28 protein-coding genes, 1 pseudogene and 1 riboswitch are annotated in these 20,489 nt (G+C 43.7%); of the genes and pseudogenes, 25 read left to right on the top strand and 4 right to left on the bottom strand.

Annotated elements, in window-relative coordinates; genetic code table 11:
• From Tfer_RS10860 to Tfer_RS10845, 4 genes are all read left to right on the top strand, one after another.
• A partial coding sequence (locus tag Tfer_RS10860) for a hypothetical protein (RefSeq protein ID WP_242843586.1) occupies positions 1-194 on the top strand: 194 nt, incomplete at its 5' end.
• A 325-nt stretch (positions 195-519) separates the two neighbouring features.
• Positions 520-695, top strand: a riboswitch (cobalamin riboswitch).
• A gap of 135 nt (positions 696-830) precedes the next feature.
• Entirely contained in the window at positions 831-1,562 is a 732-nt protein-coding gene (locus Tfer_RS10855; RefSeq protein WP_052218426.1) for an AIR synthase related protein, read from the top strand.
• 29 nt (positions 1,563-1,591) lie between these two features.
• The gene (locus tag Tfer_RS10850; protein WP_052218425.1) at positions 1,592-2,107 is read left to right on the top strand and encodes an ECF transporter S component; all 516 of its coding nucleotides are present in this window, start codon (positions 1,592-1,594) and stop codon (positions 2,105-2,107) included.
• Positions 2,108-2,281: 174 nt separating this feature from the next.
• On the top strand, positions 2,282-2,983 hold the full coding sequence (locus tag Tfer_RS10845) for a hypothetical protein (protein WP_052218424.1): 702 nt from the start codon (positions 2,282-2,284) through the stop codon (positions 2,981-2,983).
• Between the two features lie 282 nt (positions 2,984-3,265).
• On the opposite strand, the gene Tfer_RS17140 is transcribed toward Tfer_RS10845, so the two are convergent.
• Both Tfer_RS17140 and Tfer_RS16590 read right to left on the bottom strand, forming a co-directional pair.
• Positions 3,266-3,400 carry a hypothetical protein gene (locus Tfer_RS17140; RefSeq protein WP_282432068.1) on the bottom strand — a complete coding sequence of 45 codons (135 nt, stop codon included), beginning with the start codon at positions 3,398-3,400 and terminating at the stop codon, positions 3,266-3,268.
• Positions 3,401-3,430: 30 nt separating this feature from the next.
• Entirely contained in the window at positions 3,431-3,580 is a 150-nt protein-coding gene (locus Tfer_RS16590; RefSeq protein ID WP_160315558.1) for a hypothetical protein, read from the bottom strand.
• A 66-nt stretch (positions 3,581-3,646) separates the two neighbouring features.
• On the opposite strand from Tfer_RS16590, the gene Tfer_RS16340 reads away from it, so the two are divergent.
• From Tfer_RS16340 to Tfer_RS10755, 18 genes and pseudogenes are all read left to right on the top strand, one after another.
• Positions 3,647-3,934 (top strand): hypothetical protein, encoded by a 288-nt coding sequence (locus tag Tfer_RS16340; protein ID WP_152909037.1) that lies wholly within the window; start codon positions 3,647-3,649, stop codon positions 3,932-3,934.
• A 482-nt stretch (positions 3,935-4,416) separates the two neighbouring features.
• On the top strand, positions 4,417-4,863 hold the full coding sequence (locus tag Tfer_RS10835; protein ID WP_013119353.1) for a MarR family winged helix-turn-helix transcriptional regulator: 447 nt from the start codon (positions 4,417-4,419) through the stop codon (positions 4,861-4,863).
• A gap of 90 nt (positions 4,864-4,953) precedes the next feature.
• Positions 4,954-5,769, top strand: a complete 816-nt coding sequence (gene arsM, locus Tfer_RS10830) for an arsenite methyltransferase (RefSeq protein ID WP_052218422.1) — start codon at positions 4,954-4,956, stop codon at positions 5,767-5,769.
• A 133-nt stretch (positions 5,770-5,902) separates the two neighbouring features.
• Positions 5,903-6,430 (top strand): MFS transporter, encoded by a 528-nt coding sequence (locus Tfer_RS10825; RefSeq protein ID WP_052218421.1) that lies wholly within the window; start codon positions 5,903-5,905, stop codon positions 6,428-6,430.
• A 170-nt stretch (positions 6,431-6,600) separates the two neighbouring features.
• Positions 6,601-6,939: an ArsR/SmtB family transcription factor gene (locus Tfer_RS10820; RefSeq protein ID WP_052218420.1), complete on the top strand. Its 339-nt coding sequence runs from the start codon at positions 6,601-6,603 to the stop codon at positions 6,937-6,939.
• Positions 6,932-7,189 (top strand): thioredoxin family protein, encoded by a 258-nt coding sequence (locus Tfer_RS10815; protein WP_427916563.1) that lies wholly within the window; start codon positions 6,932-6,934, stop codon positions 7,187-7,189. Before Tfer_RS10820 ends, Tfer_RS10815 begins: the two co-directional genes overlap by 8 nt.
• A 6-nt stretch (positions 7,190-7,195) precedes the next feature.
• A pseudogene (locus Tfer_RS10810) lies at positions 7,196-8,155 on the top strand (permease).
• A 187-nt stretch (positions 8,156-8,342) separates the two neighbouring features.
• Positions 8,343-8,720: an ArsR/SmtB family transcription factor gene (locus tag Tfer_RS10805; protein ID WP_052218418.1), complete on the top strand. Its 378-nt coding sequence runs from the start codon at positions 8,343-8,345 to the stop codon at positions 8,718-8,720.
• A gap of 57 nt (positions 8,721-8,777) precedes the next feature.
• On the top strand, positions 8,778-9,887 hold the full coding sequence (gene arsB, locus Tfer_RS10800) for an ACR3 family arsenite efflux transporter (protein WP_052218417.1): 1,110 nt from the start codon (positions 8,778-8,780) through the stop codon (positions 9,885-9,887).
• 71 nt (positions 9,888-9,958) lie between these two features.
• The gene (locus Tfer_RS10795; RefSeq protein ID WP_052218416.1) at positions 9,959-10,675 is read left to right on the top strand and encodes a metallophosphoesterase family protein; all 717 of its coding nucleotides are present in this window, start codon (positions 9,959-9,961) and stop codon (positions 10,673-10,675) included.
• 156 nt (positions 10,676-10,831) lie between these two features.
• Positions 10,832-11,965, top strand: coding sequence for an MGDG synthase family glycosyltransferase (locus tag Tfer_RS10790; protein WP_013119378.1), 1,134 nt, complete (start codon positions 10,832-10,834; stop codon positions 11,963-11,965).
• 22 nt (positions 11,966-11,987) lie between these two features.
• On the top strand, positions 11,988-12,824 hold the full coding sequence (locus Tfer_RS10785; RefSeq protein ID WP_052218415.1) for a phosphatase PAP2 family protein: 837 nt from the start codon (positions 11,988-11,990) through the stop codon (positions 12,822-12,824).
• On the top strand, positions 12,781-13,425 hold the full coding sequence (locus Tfer_RS10780) for a DedA family protein (protein ID WP_052218414.1): 645 nt from the start codon (positions 12,781-12,783) through the stop codon (positions 13,423-13,425). Before Tfer_RS10785 ends, Tfer_RS10780 begins: the two co-directional genes overlap by 44 nt.
• Positions 13,426-13,535: 110 nt before the next feature.
• Positions 13,536-15,137 carry a murein biosynthesis integral membrane protein MurJ gene (gene murJ, locus Tfer_RS10775; protein ID WP_242843585.1) on the top strand — a complete coding sequence of 534 codons (1,602 nt, stop codon included), beginning with the start codon at positions 13,536-13,538 and terminating at the stop codon, positions 15,135-15,137.
• 73 nt (positions 15,138-15,210) lie between these two features.
• The gene (locus tag Tfer_RS10770) at positions 15,211-15,774 is read left to right on the top strand and encodes an RNA polymerase sigma factor (RefSeq protein WP_207642446.1); all 564 of its coding nucleotides are present in this window, start codon (positions 15,211-15,213) and stop codon (positions 15,772-15,774) included.
• Positions 15,771-16,292, top strand: coding sequence for an anti-sigma factor family protein (locus Tfer_RS10765; RefSeq protein WP_052218412.1), 522 nt, complete (start codon positions 15,771-15,773; stop codon positions 16,290-16,292). Before Tfer_RS10770 ends, Tfer_RS10765 begins: the two co-directional genes overlap by 4 nt.
• Positions 16,285-17,127 carry a hypothetical protein gene (locus Tfer_RS10760; RefSeq protein WP_052218411.1) on the top strand — a complete coding sequence of 281 codons (843 nt, stop codon included), beginning with the start codon at positions 16,285-16,287 and terminating at the stop codon, positions 17,125-17,127. Before Tfer_RS10765 ends, Tfer_RS10760 begins: the two co-directional genes overlap by 8 nt.
• Positions 17,128-17,175: 48 nt before the next feature.
• On the top strand, positions 17,176-17,766 hold the full coding sequence (locus Tfer_RS10755; protein WP_083436908.1) for a DedA family protein: 591 nt from the start codon (positions 17,176-17,178) through the stop codon (positions 17,764-17,766).
• Here Tfer_RS10755 and Tfer_RS10750 read toward each other — a convergent pair.
• On the bottom strand, positions 17,763-18,449 hold the full coding sequence (locus tag Tfer_RS10750; protein ID WP_052218409.1) for a hypothetical protein: 687 nt from the start codon (positions 18,447-18,449) through the stop codon (positions 17,763-17,765). The genes Tfer_RS10755 and Tfer_RS10750 overlap by 4 nt on opposite strands.
• Positions 18,450-18,671: 222 nt before the next feature.
• Between Tfer_RS10750 and Tfer_RS10745 the strand changes: the two genes are divergently transcribed.
• From Tfer_RS10745 to tnpA, 3 genes are all read left to right on the top strand, one after another.
• Complete coding sequence (locus tag Tfer_RS10745; RefSeq protein ID WP_013119392.1) at positions 18,672-18,968, top strand: carboxymuconolactone decarboxylase family protein; 297 nt, start codon at positions 18,672-18,674, stop codon at positions 18,966-18,968.
• An 11-nt stretch (positions 18,969-18,979) separates the two neighbouring features.
• Positions 18,980-19,348, top strand: coding sequence for a DnaJ family domain-containing protein (locus Tfer_RS10740; RefSeq protein ID WP_052218408.1), 369 nt, complete (start codon positions 18,980-18,982; stop codon positions 19,346-19,348).
• Positions 19,349-19,523: 175 nt separating this feature from the next.
• Positions 19,524-20,000 (top strand): IS200/IS605 family transposase, encoded by a 477-nt coding sequence (tnpA, locus tag Tfer_RS10735; RefSeq protein ID WP_052218407.1) that lies wholly within the window; start codon positions 19,524-19,526, stop codon positions 19,998-20,000.
• 116 nt (positions 20,001-20,116) lie between these two features.
• Here the strand turns inward: tnpA and Tfer_RS10730 are convergent, their stop codons facing one another.
• A complete protein-coding gene (locus tag Tfer_RS10730; RefSeq protein WP_052218406.1) occupies positions 20,117-20,467 on the bottom strand; it encodes a DUF6951 family protein in 351 nt (116 codons plus the stop codon).
• Between the last annotated feature and the right edge of the window lie 22 nt (positions 20,468-20,489).

The following is a 20,489-nucleotide window of genomic DNA, read 5'->3' as shown; positions in this document are numbered from 1 at the left end:
GTTCCCGCATGTTCGAAGATGGCGAAGGCCGCCGGGAAGTCCGGCACTCAACTTATGTAGGGCGCCCCGGGATGTTGATAAGGGAGGTTAAATGTTTTCCGGAGCGGGGCTTAAATCGTCCATCGGTCTGCGAGCCGCGTAAGCGGGAGCGGTTATCCGATGGAGATTTCGCCCGGAGCGGAGGAATCATTTAACCTCCCCTTTTCCAATCTGCGGCACGCAACATATGCTGGGTGACCGGACGGGAGGTGGCCTGACTTATAAGAAATGCAACATGAGCCATCGAGTTCGGGAACGCTGCCTGAACGGCCAGGGTTTGCAGCACCAAGCTCCCAGGTAGCGGAGACACCCTCCTACCCTTTCAATAGGCCGGTTTCACCGTTACAGCGGCACTCAGCTAAGGCAACGGTTACTTCACTATGCAGCGGCCAGGCAGTTACAACATGTTTTCGCAAGATATTACCTTGTCAATAGAAACTTGGTGCTGTAAAATAATTATAGTGTTGAAAACAAATAATCGCTATTGTTAATGCTGTAGGTGCCCCGTTATAGGGGAGAATAGGGAATCGGGTGTAAGTCCCGAGCGGTCCCGCCACTGTGAAAAGGAGGTCGCACATTAAGCCACTGGGTAACCGGGAAGGCGTGTTAGACCGATGATTTTGAGCCAGGAGACCTGCCTATGGTATGCGAAGCCATGAATGATGGTAAAGTTCATGACGTATTTGCTTGTTGGAAGCAGTATGTCATGGACTTTTTCTCTTTTAAAATACAATGGTATTTTGTAATGGTATTTTATATAGCTCATTTCATCGATGAAAGGAGGTATATACATGGGTTACAGGGGCAGGGACGTGGAAGTCACATCGCTGGATAACGGGCAGTATCTGGTGGTGGCATGCGACTCCTGTGGCGGCATCGGCCCCAAAGAGTTGGATGTTGTAAAGGTCCCCAATTATATAGTAGGCAGGTATACTGCCCGGGTAGCGTTGATGGAAGTCCTGGCAACGGGCGCCGTTCCACGGATGATCACGGCAACTGTCTGTAATGAGCCCCGGCCGGCAGGGGAAGAAATTCTTGCAGGAATCAGAGATGAACTGCAAGTCTGTGGTTTACCTGATTTACCGCTGGCTATAAGTACTGAAAAAAACATTACTACCAGGCAGACCGGTCTGGGTATCACTGTCTTAGGTGTGGCCGGGGAATCAAAACTGCGGATAACTACCTCAAAGCCAGGGGACTGGATATATTGCCTGGGAATTCCCAAAGTTGGTGATGAAGTGAAGGATGATGACGACCCAGAAATTGTACAGGGAAAACATATTCTCGGCTTATTGGCAGTTTCGGGTATTCATGACATTATTCCGGTAGGTTCACAGGGTATCCGGAGAGAAGCGGAGTTATTGGCCAGGACTGTATCGGGTCAATTTAAACCGGCCCCGGATGCCCCCGTTGACATCAACAAATCAGGGGGACCGGCAACTTGTCTGATATTTAGCTGTGTACCAGGGACTTCCCTGCCTGATTTTTCACCGACACCTATGATGAAAATAGGGGAAATTTAAGATACAATGAGAAAAGGAGGAAATATATTATGAACATTTTAATAAAAGAAAAGGAATCTCGACATTCAGTATGGACAGTCAAAAAAATTGCTGTGATAGGCGTATTTATAGCTCTGAGTTTTGTCGGAGCATTAATTAAAATCCCAAGCCCTGTCGGGAGCATCGGTATGGATTCTGCTCCCGGGTATTTTGTGGCGCTGGCTGTCGGAGGAATTGAGGGCGCACTGGTAATCAGTATAGGCCATTTATTAACTGCAGCCGTGGCTGGATTTCCCCTGACTTTGCCCATGCATTTGCTGGTTGCCGGGCTGATGGCCCTTTGGGCGCTGGTTTTCCGGTGGGTAAATCTTAGGTTTGGCCTGGTTCCTGCCGTTATCGCCGGCGTTATTTTAAACGGCGTGGTTTCTTCCTTTACCATGCTGCCCGTGGGTGGTATGGGCGCCGCGGTGGGTATTATGCCGTTTTTAAGCGTTGCTTCAGCCCTGAACCTGATTGTGGCGGCGCTGGCTTTTAAAAAAATTAAGGGCAAAAAGAGTCTGTTCTAGCGAAGAACCTTCCATAAATTGTTCAACGTAAAGATGAAGCAACGAGCTTGCTTGTGCGTGTTGCGCGGAACGCGATGTTATTGTAAAATGTAAGAAAACCTTTCATTACCTGAGATTTTTACCATGTAAAAATGCTTCATTAAATAACTGCTTGGGTTTAATGAGGTGGTTTTTATGGGAAAAAATCTTCTGAGTATTGATTGGGATTATTTCGTGCCAATAAAAAAGGAATGGTATGGTTCGTATTCGGAAAATCAGTGGAATGTCAACAAGTTATGGTATCGGAGATATATCAAAGAGCAAATGCGCGGAGAGGATATCACGCGTACTATTGATGTAGGGGTGGAATATGTTGGATTCTGGAAACGGATTCGCAGCCGGTTCCGGATATCAGATACAGCCAGAGTCTATATTTCTGATTCCCATAAATATTCTTACGGCATTGCCAGGGAAAATGCCTGTGATGCTGTATATTTATTCGATGCTCATGCCGACTTGGGATATGGAGGGATCGGTTCGCTGGATTTTGAACTTAATTGCGCCAATTGGCTGGGTAAACTGTTTAAAAACAATCATATCAGGGAAGCTTCTGTTATTTACAGTCCGTATACCTTTGAGTGTCCGGAAGATTTTATTGAGATAAACAATGCTTATAATATCAATTACTGTGAATTGGAGCGGCTGCCGGAAGGGATTCCTGTGGATGTTATCCATATTTGCAGGTCCGGCGCCTGGACTCCTCCCTGGCTTGACCATAAGTTTTTGCAATTTGTCTACCGTTTAAACCGGCCGGTAAAGTGGCTTGATTGCCCACCAAGGCGGTGGAACGCCGGGAAACTTACCCTTTCCGCCCAGCTTAATTATTTATTGTATTAGCCGACCGCAGAACCGCTGTAGAGGCAAAACAACCGTTGCTTTGCGGATGCCGCTCTTCCGGTGAAACAACCGTTACTCCGAGGCTACGACTTCTTCAACCACTGAAGGGTGGGTGGGGTTCTCTGCTACCAAGGAGCTTTATGCTGCAAACCCTGGCCAGGCAGGCAGTGTTCCCGAACTTGATGGCTCATATTATTTTCAAAAGTCAGTAGTTATAAATGCCGCTGTATAGTGAAGTAACCGTTACTCCGAGGTTACGGGCGGAGACAGTGTAAACTCCGTTCAGTTGAAATCGCTGAACCCGGCCAAATCGTCGTCCTGACTCAATGGCCGGGTTTCCGGCGTCCGTGCCGGAAACAGCGATTTCAAGCCTTCACTGTCGTTAACACTGTCTATCCACCCTCCACCAGGTCGCAACTTATTACTTTACTATACAGCGGCTTTTTGCTACCTCGTAGAACAGTGCAGAGGTATAGCTTTGAAACAGTATTTTTCATCGTCCAGTGGGCCTTCGCCATCTTCAAACATGCGGGAACCCCCTGCCTGCCTGGCTGCGGTTTTGCGGGCGCAGTCGCTCCCAAACGGTAGCCTTGGCACCCCACCCACCCTTCCGTCATTCTACAGCCAATGTGGTGTCAACGACTAAAGCAACATACAGGGAGCTTGTTCTATGAGCACAGCTCTGAAACTGGAACCAGCCCAGGAGTACATTGTAGAGAGTCCGTTAATGGAAAACCCACACCAGGGCCACCGGTAGTTGACGAAGCAGATGAATCTGCTAAAAAAGAGATAAATCGTAGTTACTGGTTCAGGCGACAGGTAGACGGTCAAGGGAAAGTAGACCCGGTAGACCGGTGCAAGGTTATTTTACCGGCAATAACCGAGCCTTCTGTGAAAGAGAGAGAGTTAGCAAAACTGATTGGCAGTCAAACGGTGGATTGGTTATATTAAAATGAATCCTGCCTATTCCACCCACCTGATACTGCAAGATTATTTGGCAGTTCGGCTGAACTTTATATTTAAGCCGGTAAATAAGGACAGGTATGATCGTTTACGAAGGTTTCCATTTGGCGGCATTGTTACGAAACTTGCTGTAAAGTGGAGAGCAGCAAGCCGGGGAGTCCCCGTATGTCCGCAGACGGCGAAGGCCGCCGGGAAGTTTCACGCATTTCGAAACGGGAGGCGGCCATTTTGTAAGGAATGCCTTCTGAGCCGTCAAGTTCGGGGACGCCGGATTGCTGCCGGAGCTTTACGGCTTAGATGAGTAGATGCCGCTCTGGGAAACCGGAGTAAACTGTCATACCTACGGCGGGATTACGGTGAACAGGAAATTGAAGGTAAAGTTACCCAAATAATCTTGACAGTATCTCTCACCGAAAATTATTTGCATATTACAAATAACTATTGTATAATTGTTTTAAGGGGTGAACTAGTTGGAAAGCACACGCGACCTGTTTCAAATCTTTGTCCGCCGTTTCGGCTTGTTAAATGCCAGTTGCTGTGACTGCTGCTGTGGGGAAGAAGTATCTTTGGTGCAGAGCCACATCTTATACGAAATACGCAGGCAGAAGAGCGCTTCCATGCAGCAGGTGGCCAACGCTTTAGGTATGGATATTACCACTTTCAGCCGGCAGGTAAAGACCCTGGAAAAAAAGGGGCTGGTCAGGAAAAAGCCACATCCGGAAGATAGGCGAATATACTTATTGTCTCTAACTACTGCGGGAGAAGAATTGGAAAACCGGATTGACGAGCGCATGAAGGCTTTTATCGACAATATATTATCCCAGTTCACCGAATTTGAGCGGGATATGGTGGTTAAATCCGTGCAGCTCTTAAACAAAGCGATTCTGAAGGCCGGGGCATGCTGCTTGCCGGAATAAGTTGCCGGATTTTTGTAGGACAACATTTGCAAATTGCAAATAATAAACATGGCCCGAAAGGTGAAGTAAAAGTACAGGAGGTATTAAATTATGGATAAAATTAAAATTATCAAGACTGTTCGGGAAACATATGGCGCCATTGCCAGACAACAGAACGGAAGCGGCTGTGGCTGTGGCTGCGGCTGTTCCGGTGATGACATTAATACTTATGTCCAGTCTTTAGGTTACTCGCCGGAAGAACTGAATAAAATTCCTACTGAGGCCAACCTGGCCTTAAGCTGTGGCAATCCTACCGCCCTGGCCGGCTTGAAAGAAGGGGAAGTTGTCCTTGACCTTGGTTCGGGCGCGGGGTTTGACTGTTTTCTGGCAGCGTCAAAAGTAGGCCCGGCCGGCCGGGTAATAGGTGTTGATATGACTCCGGAGATGATCGAACGGGCCCGGACAATTGCCGCCAGGGAAAACATCAGTAACGTGGAATTCAGGCTGGGCGAAATAGAAAACCTGCCTGTAGCTGACAATTCCGTAGACGTGGTCATAAGTAACTGCGTGATTAATCTTTCGGCTGACAAAAAGAGGGTCTTCCGGGAGATATACAGAGTATTGAAACCGGGAGGTAGGGTGGCCATATCCGACGTGGCTTTACTGCAGGAACTTCCGGAGGCAGTCCGGTCAAGTGTAGAGGCTTATACGGGTTGTATTGCAGGAGCAGTGCCTGTAGCGCAGTATAAAAGGCTGGTGGAAGAAGCAGGGTTAACGGATATTGAGATCACTGATAAGGGCTTTTCCTTCTCGATTACACCTGATACCAAAGACCCTCTGGCCAGAGCTGTTTTAGAAGCTCTTGGAGAAGATGAGACTATTGACCGGTTTGTAACAAGTATTTACGTTCAGGCCAAGAAGCAGTAGTACCTCAACCTTATTTGAAGGAGCGGAGGTTTCATAATGGGGCTTAAAAGGGCCCCTTTTTTTTTTAACTAAAAATTTGCTATCAAGCAAAAATATTTGGTTGACAAAGCTACCCTATAGGGGTATTTTTCAGTTGGTATTCGGTCCGCTGGCTGACCGTTTCGGAAAAAGGCAGATTTTAAATTTCGCCATGTTCTTTTTTACCTTTGCCGCCGCTTTAACTGTGAGCATGGCTATCGGCGGATCAGTTGCCTTTTTCCTTAGCTGGCGAGGTATCTTTGCCGCATATTCGGCGCTGGCAGCCCTGGTGACTGTCCTATTTTTTACAGTGGGAAGGAAAATACCGTCGGACAAAAACCCTGACAGTGAATTTCTGGCTCCCTACGCCAGATTGCTTGGTAATGCTCCCAGTTTAATTTTATACCTTATTGTACTGCTGGAAGGGATATTTATTGTAGGTTCCTTTTCATATCTGGGGGCATTTATTGAAAATCTGTACCAGTACAATTACCTTACTATAGGTTTTATTATGACGGCTTTCGGTATAATGGCAGTAATCGGCGGGCGAATGGCCTTGTTTATCCTAATCTTTTTGGCGGGTGTACTCATTAAATGTGAAACGGGCAGTGGGCCTGCTCCGCAACAGGTGAAGGTAAAATAAAAGGAGAATTTTGAACGGCCGGGCGTAAAGTCTGGCTAATTTCTTTTTATATACAATATATTGACAAAATAAAGTAAAAGAATTAAAATAATATTATAATTTACTAATATAATAATAGCTATTGGATTTTATTTTACCTGGACTGCCTGAGGAAATGGAGGGAAGAATATATGGATGAAAGGCTGTGCTCGATGGAGGCCGAGTTTTTCAAGGCTTTGGCCCATCCCACCAGGGTGCGGATTTTAAAACATCTTAAAGAGGGCGAAAAATGTGTTTGCGAGTTTACGGAGGACCTGGATATTGAACAATCCAACATGTCTCAGCACCTGGCAATTTTACGTAAGCAGAATATTGTAGGATGCCGTAAAGAAGGTTTAAAAGTAATATATAAGGTGAATTACCCGCAAATTTATGAAATTCTTAACCTGGTAGAGGATATATTGGTTTCCCAGGTTAACGAAACTTTGAGTTTACTGAATAAAAGGAATAAAGGAAAGGGGGGTGAATAAGTTGGATATAAAAGTACTGGGGGCAGGTTGTGCCAACTGTAATAAACTGGAACAAATGGTTTTTGATGTGCTGGCGGAGCAAAATATCGATGCCAGTGTAACTCATGTAAGGGATTTTAAGGACATAGCTTCATATGGTGTTATGTCAACTCCGGCCCTGGTTATTGACGGCCAGGTTAAATTCTCCGGAGTGGTTCCTTCCAAGGCAAAATTGGCGGAAGTAATCATGGAAGCTGCCAAAAGGGGGTAGTCGGGTATGTGGCAGAGATTTGTAGACTACCTGGTTTATGATTTGATGGGGTTATCCCCAGAAACTCACTTAGGTTCTGCTGTAAACTTTTTCATCTATGATACAGTGAAAATTCTCTTTTTATTGTCCCTGATTATTTTTATTGTTGCCATTATACGCAGTTATTTTCCACCCGAAAAAACTAAAAAGATACTGAGCCACAAACGCGAGCTGGCAGGCAACTTTACAGCAGCCCTGATGGGTACAGTCACACCCTTCTGAAGCTGTTCGGCGGTGCCGGTATTTATCGGCTTCGTGGAAGCGGGGGTCCCGCTGGGAGTAACTTTTTCCTTTTTGATCTCTTCGCCAATGGTTAATGAAGTGGCTCTGGGCCTGTTGTGGGTCATGTTTGGTTGGAAGATAGCCGTGATTTATATTGTCAGCGGCCTGACTGTTGCCATCATTGGCGGTATGGTTATAGGCCGTCTGAAACTGGAACACCTGGTGGAAGATTACGTTTACCAGATTAAATCTGCCCAGTGTGGGTGTGAGGGGGAATTACCGGAGCAGACCTGGCGTGACCGGGTTGATTATGCTAGATCATACGTAGCCCAGATTCTGAAAAAAGTGTGGCCCTATGTGGTAATTGGTATAGCGGTAGGTGCTGCAATTCACGGTTATGCCCCGGAAAACTTCCTGGCCAAATACGCCGGGCGGGGAAATCCCTTTGCGGTACCGCTGGCAGTAATTATAGGAATACCCTTATATTCAAATGCCGCAGGTACTATTCCGGTTGTTAAAGAGTTGGTTAGAAACGGGATGGCCATGGGTACGGCGCTTGCATTTATGATGTCCGTAACGGCATTATCCCTGCCTGAAGCTATTATTCTTAAACAGGTGCTGAAACCAAAGCTGCTTGTGATTTACTTCGGTATAGTAGGTCTGGCCATTATCGGCACAGGGTACCTGTTCAATATAATACTTTAGATGAGAAGACAAATTTGTCTTCCTACCAGATAGAAGACAAAATAACATAATAGGACAAGGGGAGGTTAAATGTTAAAATCATTTAACCCCCCTAAAATTTTTTGCAAAAAATGCATAAATTATGGTATTGTAATCATATAAATAATATTGAATATGTTTATATGAGGAAGTGGAATTACGTAGCCCCATGAAAAAAATTGCGGAATTTTTTAAAGCTCTTGGGGATGAAACAAGGTTAAAAATCATAAATATGTTGGCGGAACAGGAAATGTGTGTTTGTGAAATCCTTGACAAATTGGATATGTCTCAGCCGGCCGTTTCTCATCACCTGAAGATTCTCAGGCAGGCTGGGTTAGTAAAGGACAGCCGGGACGGAAAATGGATATACTACTCTCTCAACGGAGATGTTTTCAAGGAAGTGTTTGAAGGCGAAGAAGTGGGTGTAGTGGAAGCCTATGCGGAACCAATCAAAAGGAAGTTAAACAATTTACAGCCGTCCCCGGTCAGGACAGACCCGTCAATCTGCGAAAAACTCACTATGAAAAAAGCAGCCAGCAAAAAGTAACAAATTTTTGTAAAGTAAAGAGGTAAATGTTTTTTAAAACATGAAGGAGGTTAAACTATGGCACAAAAAGCAGCAAGATTATCCTTTTTAGATAGATTTCTGACTCTCTGGATTTTCCTCGCTATGGCCCTGGGAGTCGGTATTGGTTTTCTGTTTCCCGGTGTGGCTGACCTGCTTGACAGGTTATCGGTGGGCACCACATCCATACCTATTGCCATCGGGCTGATCGTGATGATGTACCCGCCGCTGGCCAAGGTAAACTACCGGGAATTGGGTAAGGTGTTCAAGAATACGAGAGTCCTTGGGTTGTCGTTGGTTCAGAACTGGGTCATCGGCCCTATCCTTATGTTTATATTAGCTATAACGTTTTTGCGTGATTACCCTGAGTACATGGTTGGTCTTATTTTAATAGGTTTGGCTCGGTGTATTGCCATGGTCATTGTTTGGAACAGCCTGGCCAAAGGTGATTCGGAATACGCGGCTGCCCTGGTGGCCTTCAACTCAATTTTCCAGGTAATTTTCTATTCTGTTTACGCCTATGTGTTTATCACGGTGTTGCCGGGGTTATTTGGGCTAAAGGGTATGACTGTTGATGTCTCTATGGGTGAAGTGGCCAAGAGTGTGGCTATCTACCTGGGGATACCCTTCGCTGCCGGTTTGTTGACGAGGTTATTCCTGGAACCGGCGAAGGGGAAGGAATGGTATGAAAAAACCTTTGTGCCCAAGATCAGCCCGCTGGCTTTGATTGCCCTTTTGTTTACCATCGTGGTAATGTTTTCCTACAAAGGAAACCTCATTGTTCAACTACCGATGGATGTAGTACGCATTGCCATTCCTCTGCTGATTTACTTTGTGTTTATGTTTGTTGCTTCCTTCTTTATCAGCAGGAAAGTCGGCATAAATTATGCGCAGACTACCAGTCTTTCCTTCACTGCTGCCAGCAATAACTTTGAATTGGCCATCGCCGTGGCCGTGGCAGTATTCGGGATTGAGTCAGGGCAGGCCTTTGCGGCGGTAATCGGTCCCCTGATTGAAGTGCCGGTAATGATCGGTTTAGTTAATGTTGCTTTGCGTTGGAGCTCGAAATACTTTAACAAAGAAGGGTTGCCAAAAGGTTCGGTAGCTTCGGAGCAACGATTGTTTCACCGATACAACGGCAACCCGTAGCTTCGGAATGTTGTTGCTGTGCGCCGTTAACTGTTGGCCGACTACAGGCAGAAGAACAGGAGGCAGATAAAGTGAGAGTAGCGGTAATTTCAGACATTCATGCAAATTTAGAAGCTTTACGTGCGGTTTTGGCGGATATTGTCCGTCAAAAGGTGGATAAGATATACTGTACCGGTGATTTAGTCGGATACGGTCCCTTCCCCAATGAAGTAATTGACCTGATCAGGGAAAAGCGGATATCTACCGTTATGGGGAACTACGATGACGCAGTAGGTTTTATGCGTTTTATCTGTGGTTGTGATTACAAGGATGAAAAGGCGCAGGCTTTAGGAGAAAAGTCCATCATGTGGACGAAAGAACATACAACTGAAGAGAACAAAGAATTTTTGAGAAATCTGCCGGCGGAAATAAGTTTTACTGCCGGTGAGAGAAGAGTTCTGCTTGTCCATGGCAGCCCGCACCGGTTGAATGAATATATTTATGAAGATACGCCGGCAGACTATTTGCAGGAACTTATGGAAAAGGCAGATACCGATGTGCTCGTTTGCGGCCATACCCACAAACCTTTTCATTTGACAATTCAGGGAAAACATATAATTAACGCCGGAAGTGTCGGCAAACCCAAACATGGCGATCCAAAGGCTGCTTATGTAATTATCTCCTTTGCGGAGGACGTTGCCGTAGAGATCAGAAAAGTAGCATATGATTTTGAAGCTACAGCCAGAGCTATTGAACAGTCGGGTCTGCCCCCTGAGTTTGCCGGGTTGATTCGCCGGGGAATAGCATAAGAGGCCTCCCGCATTGAAAAAGAGGGCATAATGAAACCATGGATTTTTGAGTTGTTTACTTCAATCCATGGTTTTAAATTTTTAATGCATTGTTACGAACTTTTTTACCCTTTATTGTATCTGTACGAATAAAAGGTATTTTAAGGTGAAGTTAGCATGAAAAATGTTTTATTTTTATCGGTGTCTATAGGGGCGGGACATGATCAGGCAGCCCAAGCATTGATACAGGAAATAGAATACCGTTATCCCAGGTGCAAAACAAAGCTGGTCGATACCATTGCTTATATTAACCCCATTTTAAATAAAATTATGGTGGCCGGTTATATGGGCTGCCTGAATTTTAATCCTAAAATTTGGGGCTATTTATATGGACAGGCAGAAGAAGGAACTAAATTTTTAAACTTAGGGCAACTGATACTTAGAACCAGGTCAATTAATAAGATGGCGGAGCTTATTCAGGAATTTAAACCGCAGGCAATAATCTGTACGCATCCTTTTTCTGCGGGGATTGTATCTGAACTTAAAGCCCGAAAAATCAGTCAGGCGCCTTTAATAGCAGTCATAACAGATTTTACAATACATCCCTTTTGGATTCACAAAAATATAGACAAATATGTGATTCCTGCCGATAGCTTAAAATACGAAATTATGCAATTTGATATTCCCGAAGAAAGGATTATTCCAACCGGAATTCCGATCCGGCGACAGTTTATTGAACAGCCAAGTAAGACAGAAGCACGTAATAGGCTCGGTTTGGAAAACAAAACAACAGTTTTGGTGATGGGTGGCGGTCTGGGATTAGGAAAGATCGAGCTTATAGTCAAGACTTTAGCCGATTCCGGGCTTGATTTGCAGATAGTTACAGTAACAGGTAAAAATGAAAAATTACAGATGAAACTCCGGCAGGTCACCGGTAAAAACAAAGTCAAGGTGTTTGGCTATGTTGAAAACATGTCGTTAATCATGGCGGCATCCGATGTTATTGTTACTAAACCGGGTGGACTTACTGCCGCTGAAGTTTTAGCTGTAGGGTTGCCCATGATAATGATTAACTTTTTACCGGGCCAGGAGGAAAGAAATGCGGATTTTCTACTCAATAACGGTGCTGCGATCAAGTTGAGAAAAATTCAACATTTAATTCCCCAGCTCAAAGAACTGACGTCAAACGAAATCCGGCTAAAACAAATAAAAGATTCGGCTTTTGCGCTTGGCAGGCCCTACGCTGCAAGAGATCTAATCGATCAATTAAAAAGCGAAGTGTTTTTAAAGTTTTCTTTGATTCAAGGTTAACTTTATTTTAGGAGGCTTTTTGATGTACAACGGGGCAGGGCAGATGGCGCTTACATTTATAGTTACCCTCGTGGTTTTATGTTTGTTATTTGAAGGCAATCCAATTCCCGTTCTCCGAAAAATGTTTTCAAGCAAAACCTTTGTTTTTTATTTAGTTATTATGCTAATGGTTATAGGCATTGACCTTATTGAGTTGAACTTTGAAAATATCATAAATCCCTTGATCAGGTGGGATCTGACTCCTGCAATATACCGGTATGAAGGGAATATAACCCAGTTTATTCAGAGAACATTTCACAGTACTCTGCTAACATATATTACCAGTTATTTTTATGTTTTTGTATTTCCTGCATTAGTCTGGGTTGCTATGGCTGTGTTTAACAGGCACAATGACCAATTCTTGATGAAGGAGCTTTTGTTGACTTTTATTTTAAACTATGCTATTGCTCTCCCATTTTATTTATTCTTTCCCGTAAATGAAGTCTGGTATACAAATAAAGGAGTACATCTCTTGATAACTGAGGTTTATCCCGCTTTTAATGTACAATACAGGGCTTTAAGTGGTTTGAATAATTGTTTTCCGAGTTTACACACTTCCCTTTCCGCTTCCCTGGCTTTGTTAAGCATTCATTCTGGTTACAAAAGGATGGCTCGGGTTGCTGTATTCAGCTCTCTTGTAATAATTTTTTCAACAATATATTTGGGTATCCATTGGCTGAATGATGTGCTGGGAGGTATAGTGGTAGCGTTAATTGTTGTAAACATAGCTGTTGTTTGGGTTGAAGGGAAATCAAAAATTTTTTTATGGAGGAGCTATGGAACTGATGATGAATGTGATAGAATTTTTTTTAAAGCTTGATAAAAATTTAGTGTTAGTTATTAAAAATTATGGTACCTGGACTTATTTATTCCTTTTTCTGATTGTCTTTTTGGAAACAGGTATAGTTATCACACCTTTTCTTCCCGGTGATTCGTTGCTTTTTGTTGCAGGTGCTTTGGCAGCCCACCGGGCTCTGAAGCTGGAATGGTTATATATTCTTCTCTGTCTTGCGGCAATTTTAGGAGACACTTCGAATTATCAAGTTGGTCATTTTATCGGGCCGAAAGTATTTCATAAAGAGAATGGCAGGTTGCTAAACAAGGAACACTTAGAACATGCGCATCAATTCTACGAAAAACATGGTGGCAAAACTATTATCTTGGCTAGATTTATACCGGTAATCCGGACTTATGCTCCTTTTGTTGCCGGGATAGGGAGCATGAATTACGGGCGTTTTTTATCTTATAACATCATAGGAGCAGTTGCCTGGGTATCAGTTTTGCTGTTCGGCGGATACCTATTTGGTAATATCCCGGTAGTACGAAATAATTTTACAATAGTTATAATGGCTATCATTTTCGTTTCTATATTACCGGTAATAATTAATTTTATTAAGACAAAAAGCAGTTATTCTAAATAAATGCAGCATAGTAAAGATCGGGGTCCCCTAACGGCATATGGACGGATAAAGCCCAAAAAATAAAATTATATTTTATTTGAAAAAATTAATTATAAAAAGAGGTTTCACCAGTGGTAACAAATAGTGAAGCAACGGCGAAAAAGGTGGACAGTAACAAAGGGGTAGCCAAGGCTGCCGGAGTTATTATGATTGCCATGTTTTTGTCCCGTATTCTCGGTTTTGTACGGGACCAGGCCATGACCAGCCAATTTGGCCGGACCTATATCACAGATGCCTATATTGCTGCTTTTTCAATTCCCGATTTACTATATAACCTACTGGTAGGAGGGGCTCTTAGCTCGGCCTTTATTCCGGTGTTTTCAAGCTATTTGGCTCAGGACAAAGAGGACGAAGGCTGGGAAGTGGCCAGCACAGTAATCAACATTGCGGTCATAGGCCTAACGATTGGTATCATTTTTGGAGAGTACTTTACTCCCTTTTTAATCCCTCTTGTAGCCAGTAAGTTTCAAGGTGCGAAGTTGGATTTGACTATTAAACTGACCCGGATTATGTTTCCGGCTGTACTTTTTACGGGTCTAAACGGCTTGATGATGGGGATTCTGAATTCTTACAATGATTTTACCTACCCGGCCATTGGATCTGTTGTTTATAATGTGGGTATCATCGCCATGGGTGTATTACTGGGGCCGCATTTGGGTATTGCCGGATTTTCCATAGGAGTTATTGTAGGTGTAATTGGAAACTTTTTAATTCAATTTCCTTCTCTAAAACGAATGCGTAAAATGAAATACCGGCCGGTTTTAAAATTAAGGCATCCTGGGGTAAAAAAGATAGGTTTGCTAATGATACCCACTGTATTGGGTTTGGCGGTAAGTCAGATCAATTTGCTGATTAATCAAAACCTGGCTTCCGGCCTGTCGTCGGGAAGTATTACCGCTCTCAGGATGGCCAACCGGATAATGCTTGTACCGCTCGGGATTTTTGCTTATTCCATTAGTATGGCTATATTTCCAACCCTTACGGCCTATGTTGCTACTAAGCGCATGGACGATTATAAAAAGACCTTCTCTTTGGGAATACGGACTATAGCTTTTATCACTATACCCGCCGCCGTTGGCATGATGGTTTTGGGAATGCCCATTATTCGGTTACTCTTCGAACAGGGGAAATTTCAACATAATGATACAGTGGCTACGGCATCTGTCCTGATTTATTATGCCATCGGCCTCTTTGCTCAGTCGGCGGTATTTATTATTATTCGTGGTTTCTATGCGCTCCATGATACAAAAACACCTTTGAAATTAGGACTCTTGACTATAACGGGAAATTATATATTAAGCCACTTATTAATAGTATATTTAGGAGCCCGGGGGCTGGCCTTGGCTTATTCTTTAACAGGTTTTGTTGATATGACCGCGCTTTTATTTTTATTAAGACGGAAGATTGGACCTTTGGGTATCAGAAAAATCCTTATTTCAGCACTGAAAACCCTGGTTGCTGCTGCAATAATGGGGCTCACAGCTTATTTCATTGCAAGTTATTTCGAAGTTACGGTTTCGGTCCAAAGAAAATTGGTCCAGTTAGCAGAGGTTTTAACGGTAGTTAGTATTGCTGCGGGTGTATATTTTGGCTTGGCCAAACTGTTGAAAATGGAAGAGGTCGATATTGTGTTTGGTATTTTATTAAAAAGGTTTAAACGCAGTTATGGTTAACAGATAAGGATGAATGGATTCCGGAATAGAAATAGGTTCTCATAGAGGCCTGTTTTAAGGTGGGATGGCCCTGGTGGAAATATCAGACGTAGAATTAATCCAAAAATGTAAACAGGGTTCAAAAGGTGCTTTTGAACAGGTGGTCAAGAACTATCAGCAATACGCTTTTAAAATAGCTTACGGAATTGTTGGCCATGACCGTGACGCAGAAGATATAGTCCAGGAGGCATTCATAACCGTATACTACCAAATTAAAAGTCTCCGGCGTGCGGAGGCATTTCCTACCTGGCTGGGCAGAATAATTACGAATTTTTGCCTGAAAAAGATACAGGCAAATAACAAAAAGGCAATAGTACCACTGGATGCATGCGAAGGGCGGGAAATGAGCGGCCTGAGTTCAGAAGATGAATATTTGGCGCTGGAAACTAAACAGGATGTTCATAAGGCGCTGTTGAAACTTCCTGTGGAATATAGAGTAACTTTAGTACTGCGTGACTTACAGGGATATTCTTATAAGGAAATAGCCGAAATTCTCAACATTCCAACGGGAACGGTAAAATCGAGAATACATCAGGCCAGAACAATGTTAGCAGGCCTTCTGCAACCACCTGCAGGTGAAGGGGGAAACAAACGATGACCTGTGACGATGTAAAAAAGCACCTGTCAGCTTATTTAGACAAAGAACTGTCCGGTGATTTGGAGGAAATTATTAATGGGCATTTGGCACAATGCCCGGCCTGTATGGCCGAAAAAGCCCGGTTGGCCGGTACCATCAGCCTGGTACAAAATATGGACCTGCCCTTGCTGAAAACAGATTTATCGGCTTTGGTAATGGCCTCAATTAACCGGAAAGAAGCTGTTCAATCATATTATGTCTTTAACGCGATGCTTGGAATATTCGCCGTCTTGACGGCCGGGATAGCAGCTTTGGTTTCCCTTTCACCTTTGGGGCAGGCGCTGCTGGGTTTGATAAGGGCCTTTTTCAGGAATATATTTGAAGTAACGATGCTCATGGTAAGGGTTTCTGCCAGGTCACCTATGGGAAGTCAGGACTGGTCGATTACTTTGACCTTGTTTCTGGGTTTTATATTTACCTTTTGGATATTGCGCAAGATCCTGAAGGATTCAAATTTGGGAGGTCCGCTTCATGAATAAAACTATTGTGATAATAGTATTATTAGTAGGTTTATTATTTTCCCTGCCTGTTGCCGTATTTGCTGCCGGGCCCGGTTTAGGCCAAAAGATCGTCGCATATCAGGAAACCCTCGTGCCCGAAGGGCAAATTGTAAAAAATGTTTTATTGGTGGGTAAAGACGGTATAATTGCCGGCCAAGTTAATGATGAAGTAATAGTTATTAAGGGCAGTTTAACGCTTAAAAGCAGTGCCAAAGTGGCTGACCGTGTCTTTGTTATAGGTGGGGATATTAAGCAGGAGCCCGGCGCCCAAGTAGGTAAAGGTGTTTTTAATATCAGCACTTCTAACGCTACAGTTAATTCATTTATGTTGGGATTGGTTACTTTTGCCGGTATTGAATTAATCAAACTGGTGTTAAGCGGGAGCCTTATTCTGGCGGCTTTAATTGTAATTCTTGTGGCCCCTGCCGCTGCTGAAAATTCAGCGGCCAAGTTAAAAGGGGCAATGTTCAAGTCGGCTATTTTGGGGATACTAGGATTAATCTGCTTTGGTTTATTGATTGCGGTTTTAACGAAATTACTCTGGGGTATTCCCCTGGCCGTATCCATACTGCTTCTGCTTATTGTTTTGATAATTATTGGCTATACCGGTATGAGTTTGGTTTTTGGCGAGCTATTTAAAAAAGGGTTGGACTCTTCCTTGCAATCACCGTTAATCATCACTGCTATAGGGAGTCTCTTGCTTGTGGCCATGCTTAACTTACCCATAGTAGGGCCTATATGGGCCGTAATTGTAATTATTTTTGCTTTGGGTGCAACCATTCAGATATTGTTTAAGAAAAAAGCCGCCGATTAAATTGTACGGCACAAAAGCTATATGCTGTTTTAGCTGGGAGGATTGCATTTGTCAGCAGAAACATTTTTGTCCTTTATCGAAACTTACGGATACTATGCGGTTTTTTTGGCGCTGATGGTCGGCATGCTTGGCATTTTGCCTGTTCCTGAGGAAACTTCGATGGTGTTTATCGGTTTTCTCGTTTCCAGGGGAAATCTTAGCTTGGGATGGAGTATTGTTTTTGCATTTCTTGGCACAACATCAGGCATGACAGCAGCTTATCTGATCGGCCGGCGGTTAGGAACGCCTATTATAAGAAAATATGGTAAAAGGGTCGGTATCACTCCTGAAAGACTGGCCAAAACGGAAAAGTGGTTTAAAAAATATGGGAAATGGACACTGGCTATCGGTTATTTTGTACCCGGCTTACGGCAAATTACGGCTTATTCGGCGGGAATTACCCGTCTGCCCTATCAGGGTTTCGCGTTAATGGCTTACATTGGGGCTGCCCTGTGGACTACAGTTTTCATCAATTTAGGCGCCTATCTGGGTGAGCACTGGAGGGCGCTCGATCCTTTGCTGCACAGGTATACAATTTGGTTATTCGTCGCTGTACTGGTGTTTCTTATAGTTTATGGTTGGTCACGGACAGAAGCCTAACTTGGGCCTGTTTCCTGCGCCCGGACATCAAAGAGGAAGTCTGCCTGCATTTTATGGTAGTTTATCCATTCGGAAAAGGTCAACTCCGATTCTTTCGCGAACCGCCGGGCATATTCCTTGGCCAGGCTTTTTTCTTCCTCATAGCCAAAAAGGCTTAATCCGGCGGGGATTTTTCCCATAATTACCGGGATTTCGAACCCTTTTTTTAAAAAGTCAAACCCTTCCTGTTGCTGCCAAATAGTTATATCAATTACAGAACCGTCATAACAAAGCCAGGCGTGTATATCCACCCGGTAGCGGCTTTGCGGCGGGGTGTCTGCCCGTGTTTGGTACTTAAAGTATCCCTGGCAAAACTTCAGCCTTTTTTCGCTGACTACCCCGTATTGGACCAAAAGCCAGTACAGCACCACAGAACAATAAATGCTTACCCCGCATGCTTTATATCTGGCGGCCTCGTCCTTTTCCACAAAGTTATGGGACAATAAAAAGCAGTAATAAGTATATTTGGCGAAGTCTATACGGCTTACCTCAGGAATGGCAAGGGGTTTTTCATAAAACAATCTGGGTGAGTATTTGGTGTACTCGAAGGTGGTTTGCCAGCCGTTTTTAAGAAGACTGTCATAAACAAATCTGACAATGTCGCTTTTCGTTACGCTTTGCCTGTACTTTATTTCGGAAGCCATCTGCATTCCCTCCGGATAAGGACTCCCTGTTATTGTAACGTATTTTGGCAAAAAAGTTATAGCGAAAAAAGAATGACACGGCGTAAAAATTTTGCCGAAATACTTATGAATTTGATGGTTTACGGTTATATTTTGTAATTGGGATTATCATAGCAGGAAATTTTTCAATGGTCAGAGAATAAGAATCAGGTAAAAAAGTTGACTGAGGAGGATTGATTTTGGATGAATGTACTGCCCTTTATTGCTGCTATTAAAGACAGGGATGAAAAGTTTTATGAACTGATGAAGGGGCTGCAGGAGCTGGTTTATTCCGATAGCAGCCTGGATATGAAAACCAAGCTGATGATTTCGTTGGCCGTCGACGCAGCTATGGGAGCTGACGAGGGGGTAAAGTCCATATCAAATATTCTGCGGCAAATGGGAGTAACTGACGAACAAATTGCCGAGGTTTTGCGGATCACTTATTTCACCAAAGCAAACTCTACGCTGGTTACTTCTATGGCCGCTTTTGAAAAGTAGGGAGAAAGACAATGGATGTTGTTGCCGTGATTGCCGAAGAGAAAATCTTGCAAGCAATAAAAAACGGTGAACTGGAAAACCTGCCGGGACAGGGCAAGCCTTTGAAAATCCAGGATTTATCCAACGTTCCAGCAGAGCTCAGGGCCGGTTACATCCTGCTGAAAAATGCCGGGGTACTGCCGGAAGAACTGGAATTAAGAAAGGAAATTATTTCTTTGCAGACGCTGGTTGACTGTTGCTATGATGAAGAAGACAGGAAGTCGTTAAAAAGGGAATTAAATGCAAAAATATTGCGGTTCAACATTCTTATGGAAAAAAGAAAGGGCAGCGGTTCTGCATTAGGTATTTACAAAGATAAAATTTATAATAAATTGGGTTAAGGAAAAGGGGTAGTTCCAACAGATTTTTGGAACTACCTTTTTGTTGTATAAACGAAAACCACCTGCTTTGCAGGTGGTTCCAAAAAGCTTTAGCTATGAGAAAAATCTACCTCCATGTGGCAAAATGGTACAGGTTCGCCAACCGTACCGTAACAAAAGGAGGTAGATATTCAATATGGATACTGCAAGTTTAGCACATACACAGTGGAATTGTAAATATCACATAGTATTTGCCCCGAAGTATAGGAGGCAGGTGATATACAATAAAATTAAGAGCGATATCGGAAAGATATTACGAACATTGTGTGAATACAAGAAGGTAGAAATAATTGAGGCCAACGCCTGCCCGGATCATATACACATGTTGGTTTCGATACCGCCAATGATAAGTGTGTCGAGCTTCATGGGATATTTGAAAGGCAAAAGTTCATTGATGATATTCGACCGGCACGCCAACCTGAAATACAAGCATGGTAACAGACATTTTTGGTGTAGAGGGTATTATGTGGACACAGTTGGCCGGAACAAGAAGGCGATAGAACAGCACATCCGGAAGCAATTGCAAGAGAATATCGCCGCAGACCAAATGACTTTGAAAGAATATATTGACCCGTATACGGGTGAGCCAGTAGAAAAAAACAAGAAAAAATAAAACCCCTTTAGGGGTAGTTTGAGAAGGTGTGCGGTTGGCGGACCGTTCAGTGAGCCTTTAGGCTCAGCCTGTAACATGCCCTTATAGGGCTAGAGCACCACCCGCTGAGCGGGTGGTCATGATTCGGCTATTCTTTTTTTTGCACCTGTCTCGGTACTTTCAAAGGTCATTGTTACATTTTTGGGGGTCGCACCGTTTATTTCTACCTGAATAGCTTTAATTATGGCCATTGGAACAGGACAGTCCGTGTGTTTCAGCTTTTGGTGGGCTGTTTTATATATTATAGAATCGCAAAACCGGTTAAAAACCCCTTTGGTCCAATCTATTACGCCTAATTCTTCATTGAGTGACTGAAGCATACGGCAGGCGGTAATTATGTTTATATGCACTTTTTTTTTGTCAAGGGCCTGTACCTTTACGACGGTAGTATAGCCACAGGCGCCAGCGCTAATGCGCACTTTGGTCACGATTATGTTTCTCCTCCTTCAA

It is taken from the genome of Thermincola ferriacetica, from assembly GCF_001263415.1.
In the GTDB taxonomy this organism is placed as follows: domain Bacteria; phylum Bacillota; class Thermincolia; order Thermincolales; family Thermincolaceae; genus Thermincola; species Thermincola ferriacetica.
The sequence above is the reverse complement of the archived record's forward strand: the minus strand, read 5'-3'. Positions and strand labels throughout refer to the sequence as shown.

What these genes read in the sequence shown, in the direction of transcription:
- Tfer_RS10855 (WP_052218426.1), top strand. Translation starts at nt 831, where the DNA reads ATGGGTTACAGGGGCAGGGACGTGGAAGTCACATCGCTGGATAACGGG.
- Tfer_RS10850 (WP_052218425.1), top strand. Translation starts at nt 1,592, where the DNA reads ATGAACATTTTAATAAAAGAAAAGGAATCTCGACATTCAGTATGGACA.
- Tfer_RS10845 (WP_052218424.1), top strand. Translation starts at nt 2,282, where the DNA reads ATGGGAAAAAATCTTCTGAGTATTGATTGGGATTATTTCGTGCCAATA.
- arsM (WP_052218422.1), top strand. Translation starts at nt 4,954, where the DNA reads ATGGATAAAATTAAAATTATCAAGACTGTTCGGGAAACATATGGCGCC.
- Tfer_RS10820 (WP_052218420.1), top strand. Translation starts at nt 6,601, where the DNA reads ATGGATGAAAGGCTGTGCTCGATGGAGGCCGAGTTTTTCAAGGCTTTG.
- Tfer_RS10805 (WP_052218418.1), top strand. Translation starts at nt 8,343, where the DNA reads ATGAAAAAAATTGCGGAATTTTTTAAAGCTCTTGGGGATGAAACAAGG.
- arsB (WP_052218417.1), top strand. Translation starts at nt 8,778, where the DNA reads ATGGCACAAAAAGCAGCAAGATTATCCTTTTTAGATAGATTTCTGACT.
- Tfer_RS10790 (WP_013119378.1), top strand. Translation starts at nt 10,832, where the DNA reads ATGAAAAATGTTTTATTTTTATCGGTGTCTATAGGGGCGGGACATGAT.
- Tfer_RS10785 (WP_052218415.1), top strand. Translation starts at nt 11,988, where the DNA reads ATGTACAACGGGGCAGGGCAGATGGCGCTTACATTTATAGTTACCCTC.
- Tfer_RS10780 (WP_052218414.1), top strand. Translation starts at nt 12,781, where the DNA reads ATGGAACTGATGATGAATGTGATAGAATTTTTTTTAAAGCTTGATAAA.
- Tfer_RS10765 (WP_052218412.1), top strand. Translation starts at nt 15,771, where the DNA reads ATGACCTGTGACGATGTAAAAAAGCACCTGTCAGCTTATTTAGACAAA.
- Tfer_RS10760 (WP_052218411.1), top strand. Translation starts at nt 16,285, where the DNA reads ATGAATAAAACTATTGTGATAATAGTATTATTAGTAGGTTTATTATTT.
- Tfer_RS10750 (WP_052218409.1), bottom strand. Translation starts at nt 18,449, where the DNA reads ATGGCTTCCGAAATAAAGTACAGGCAAAGCGTAACGAAAAGCGACATT.
- Tfer_RS10745 (WP_013119392.1), top strand. Translation starts at nt 18,672, where the DNA reads ATGAATGTACTGCCCTTTATTGCTGCTATTAAAGACAGGGATGAAAAG.
- Tfer_RS10740 (WP_052218408.1), top strand. Translation starts at nt 18,980, where the DNA reads ATGGATGTTGTTGCCGTGATTGCCGAAGAGAAAATCTTGCAAGCAATA.
- tnpA (WP_052218407.1), top strand. Translation starts at nt 19,524, where the DNA reads ATGGATACTGCAAGTTTAGCACATACACAGTGGAATTGTAAATATCAC.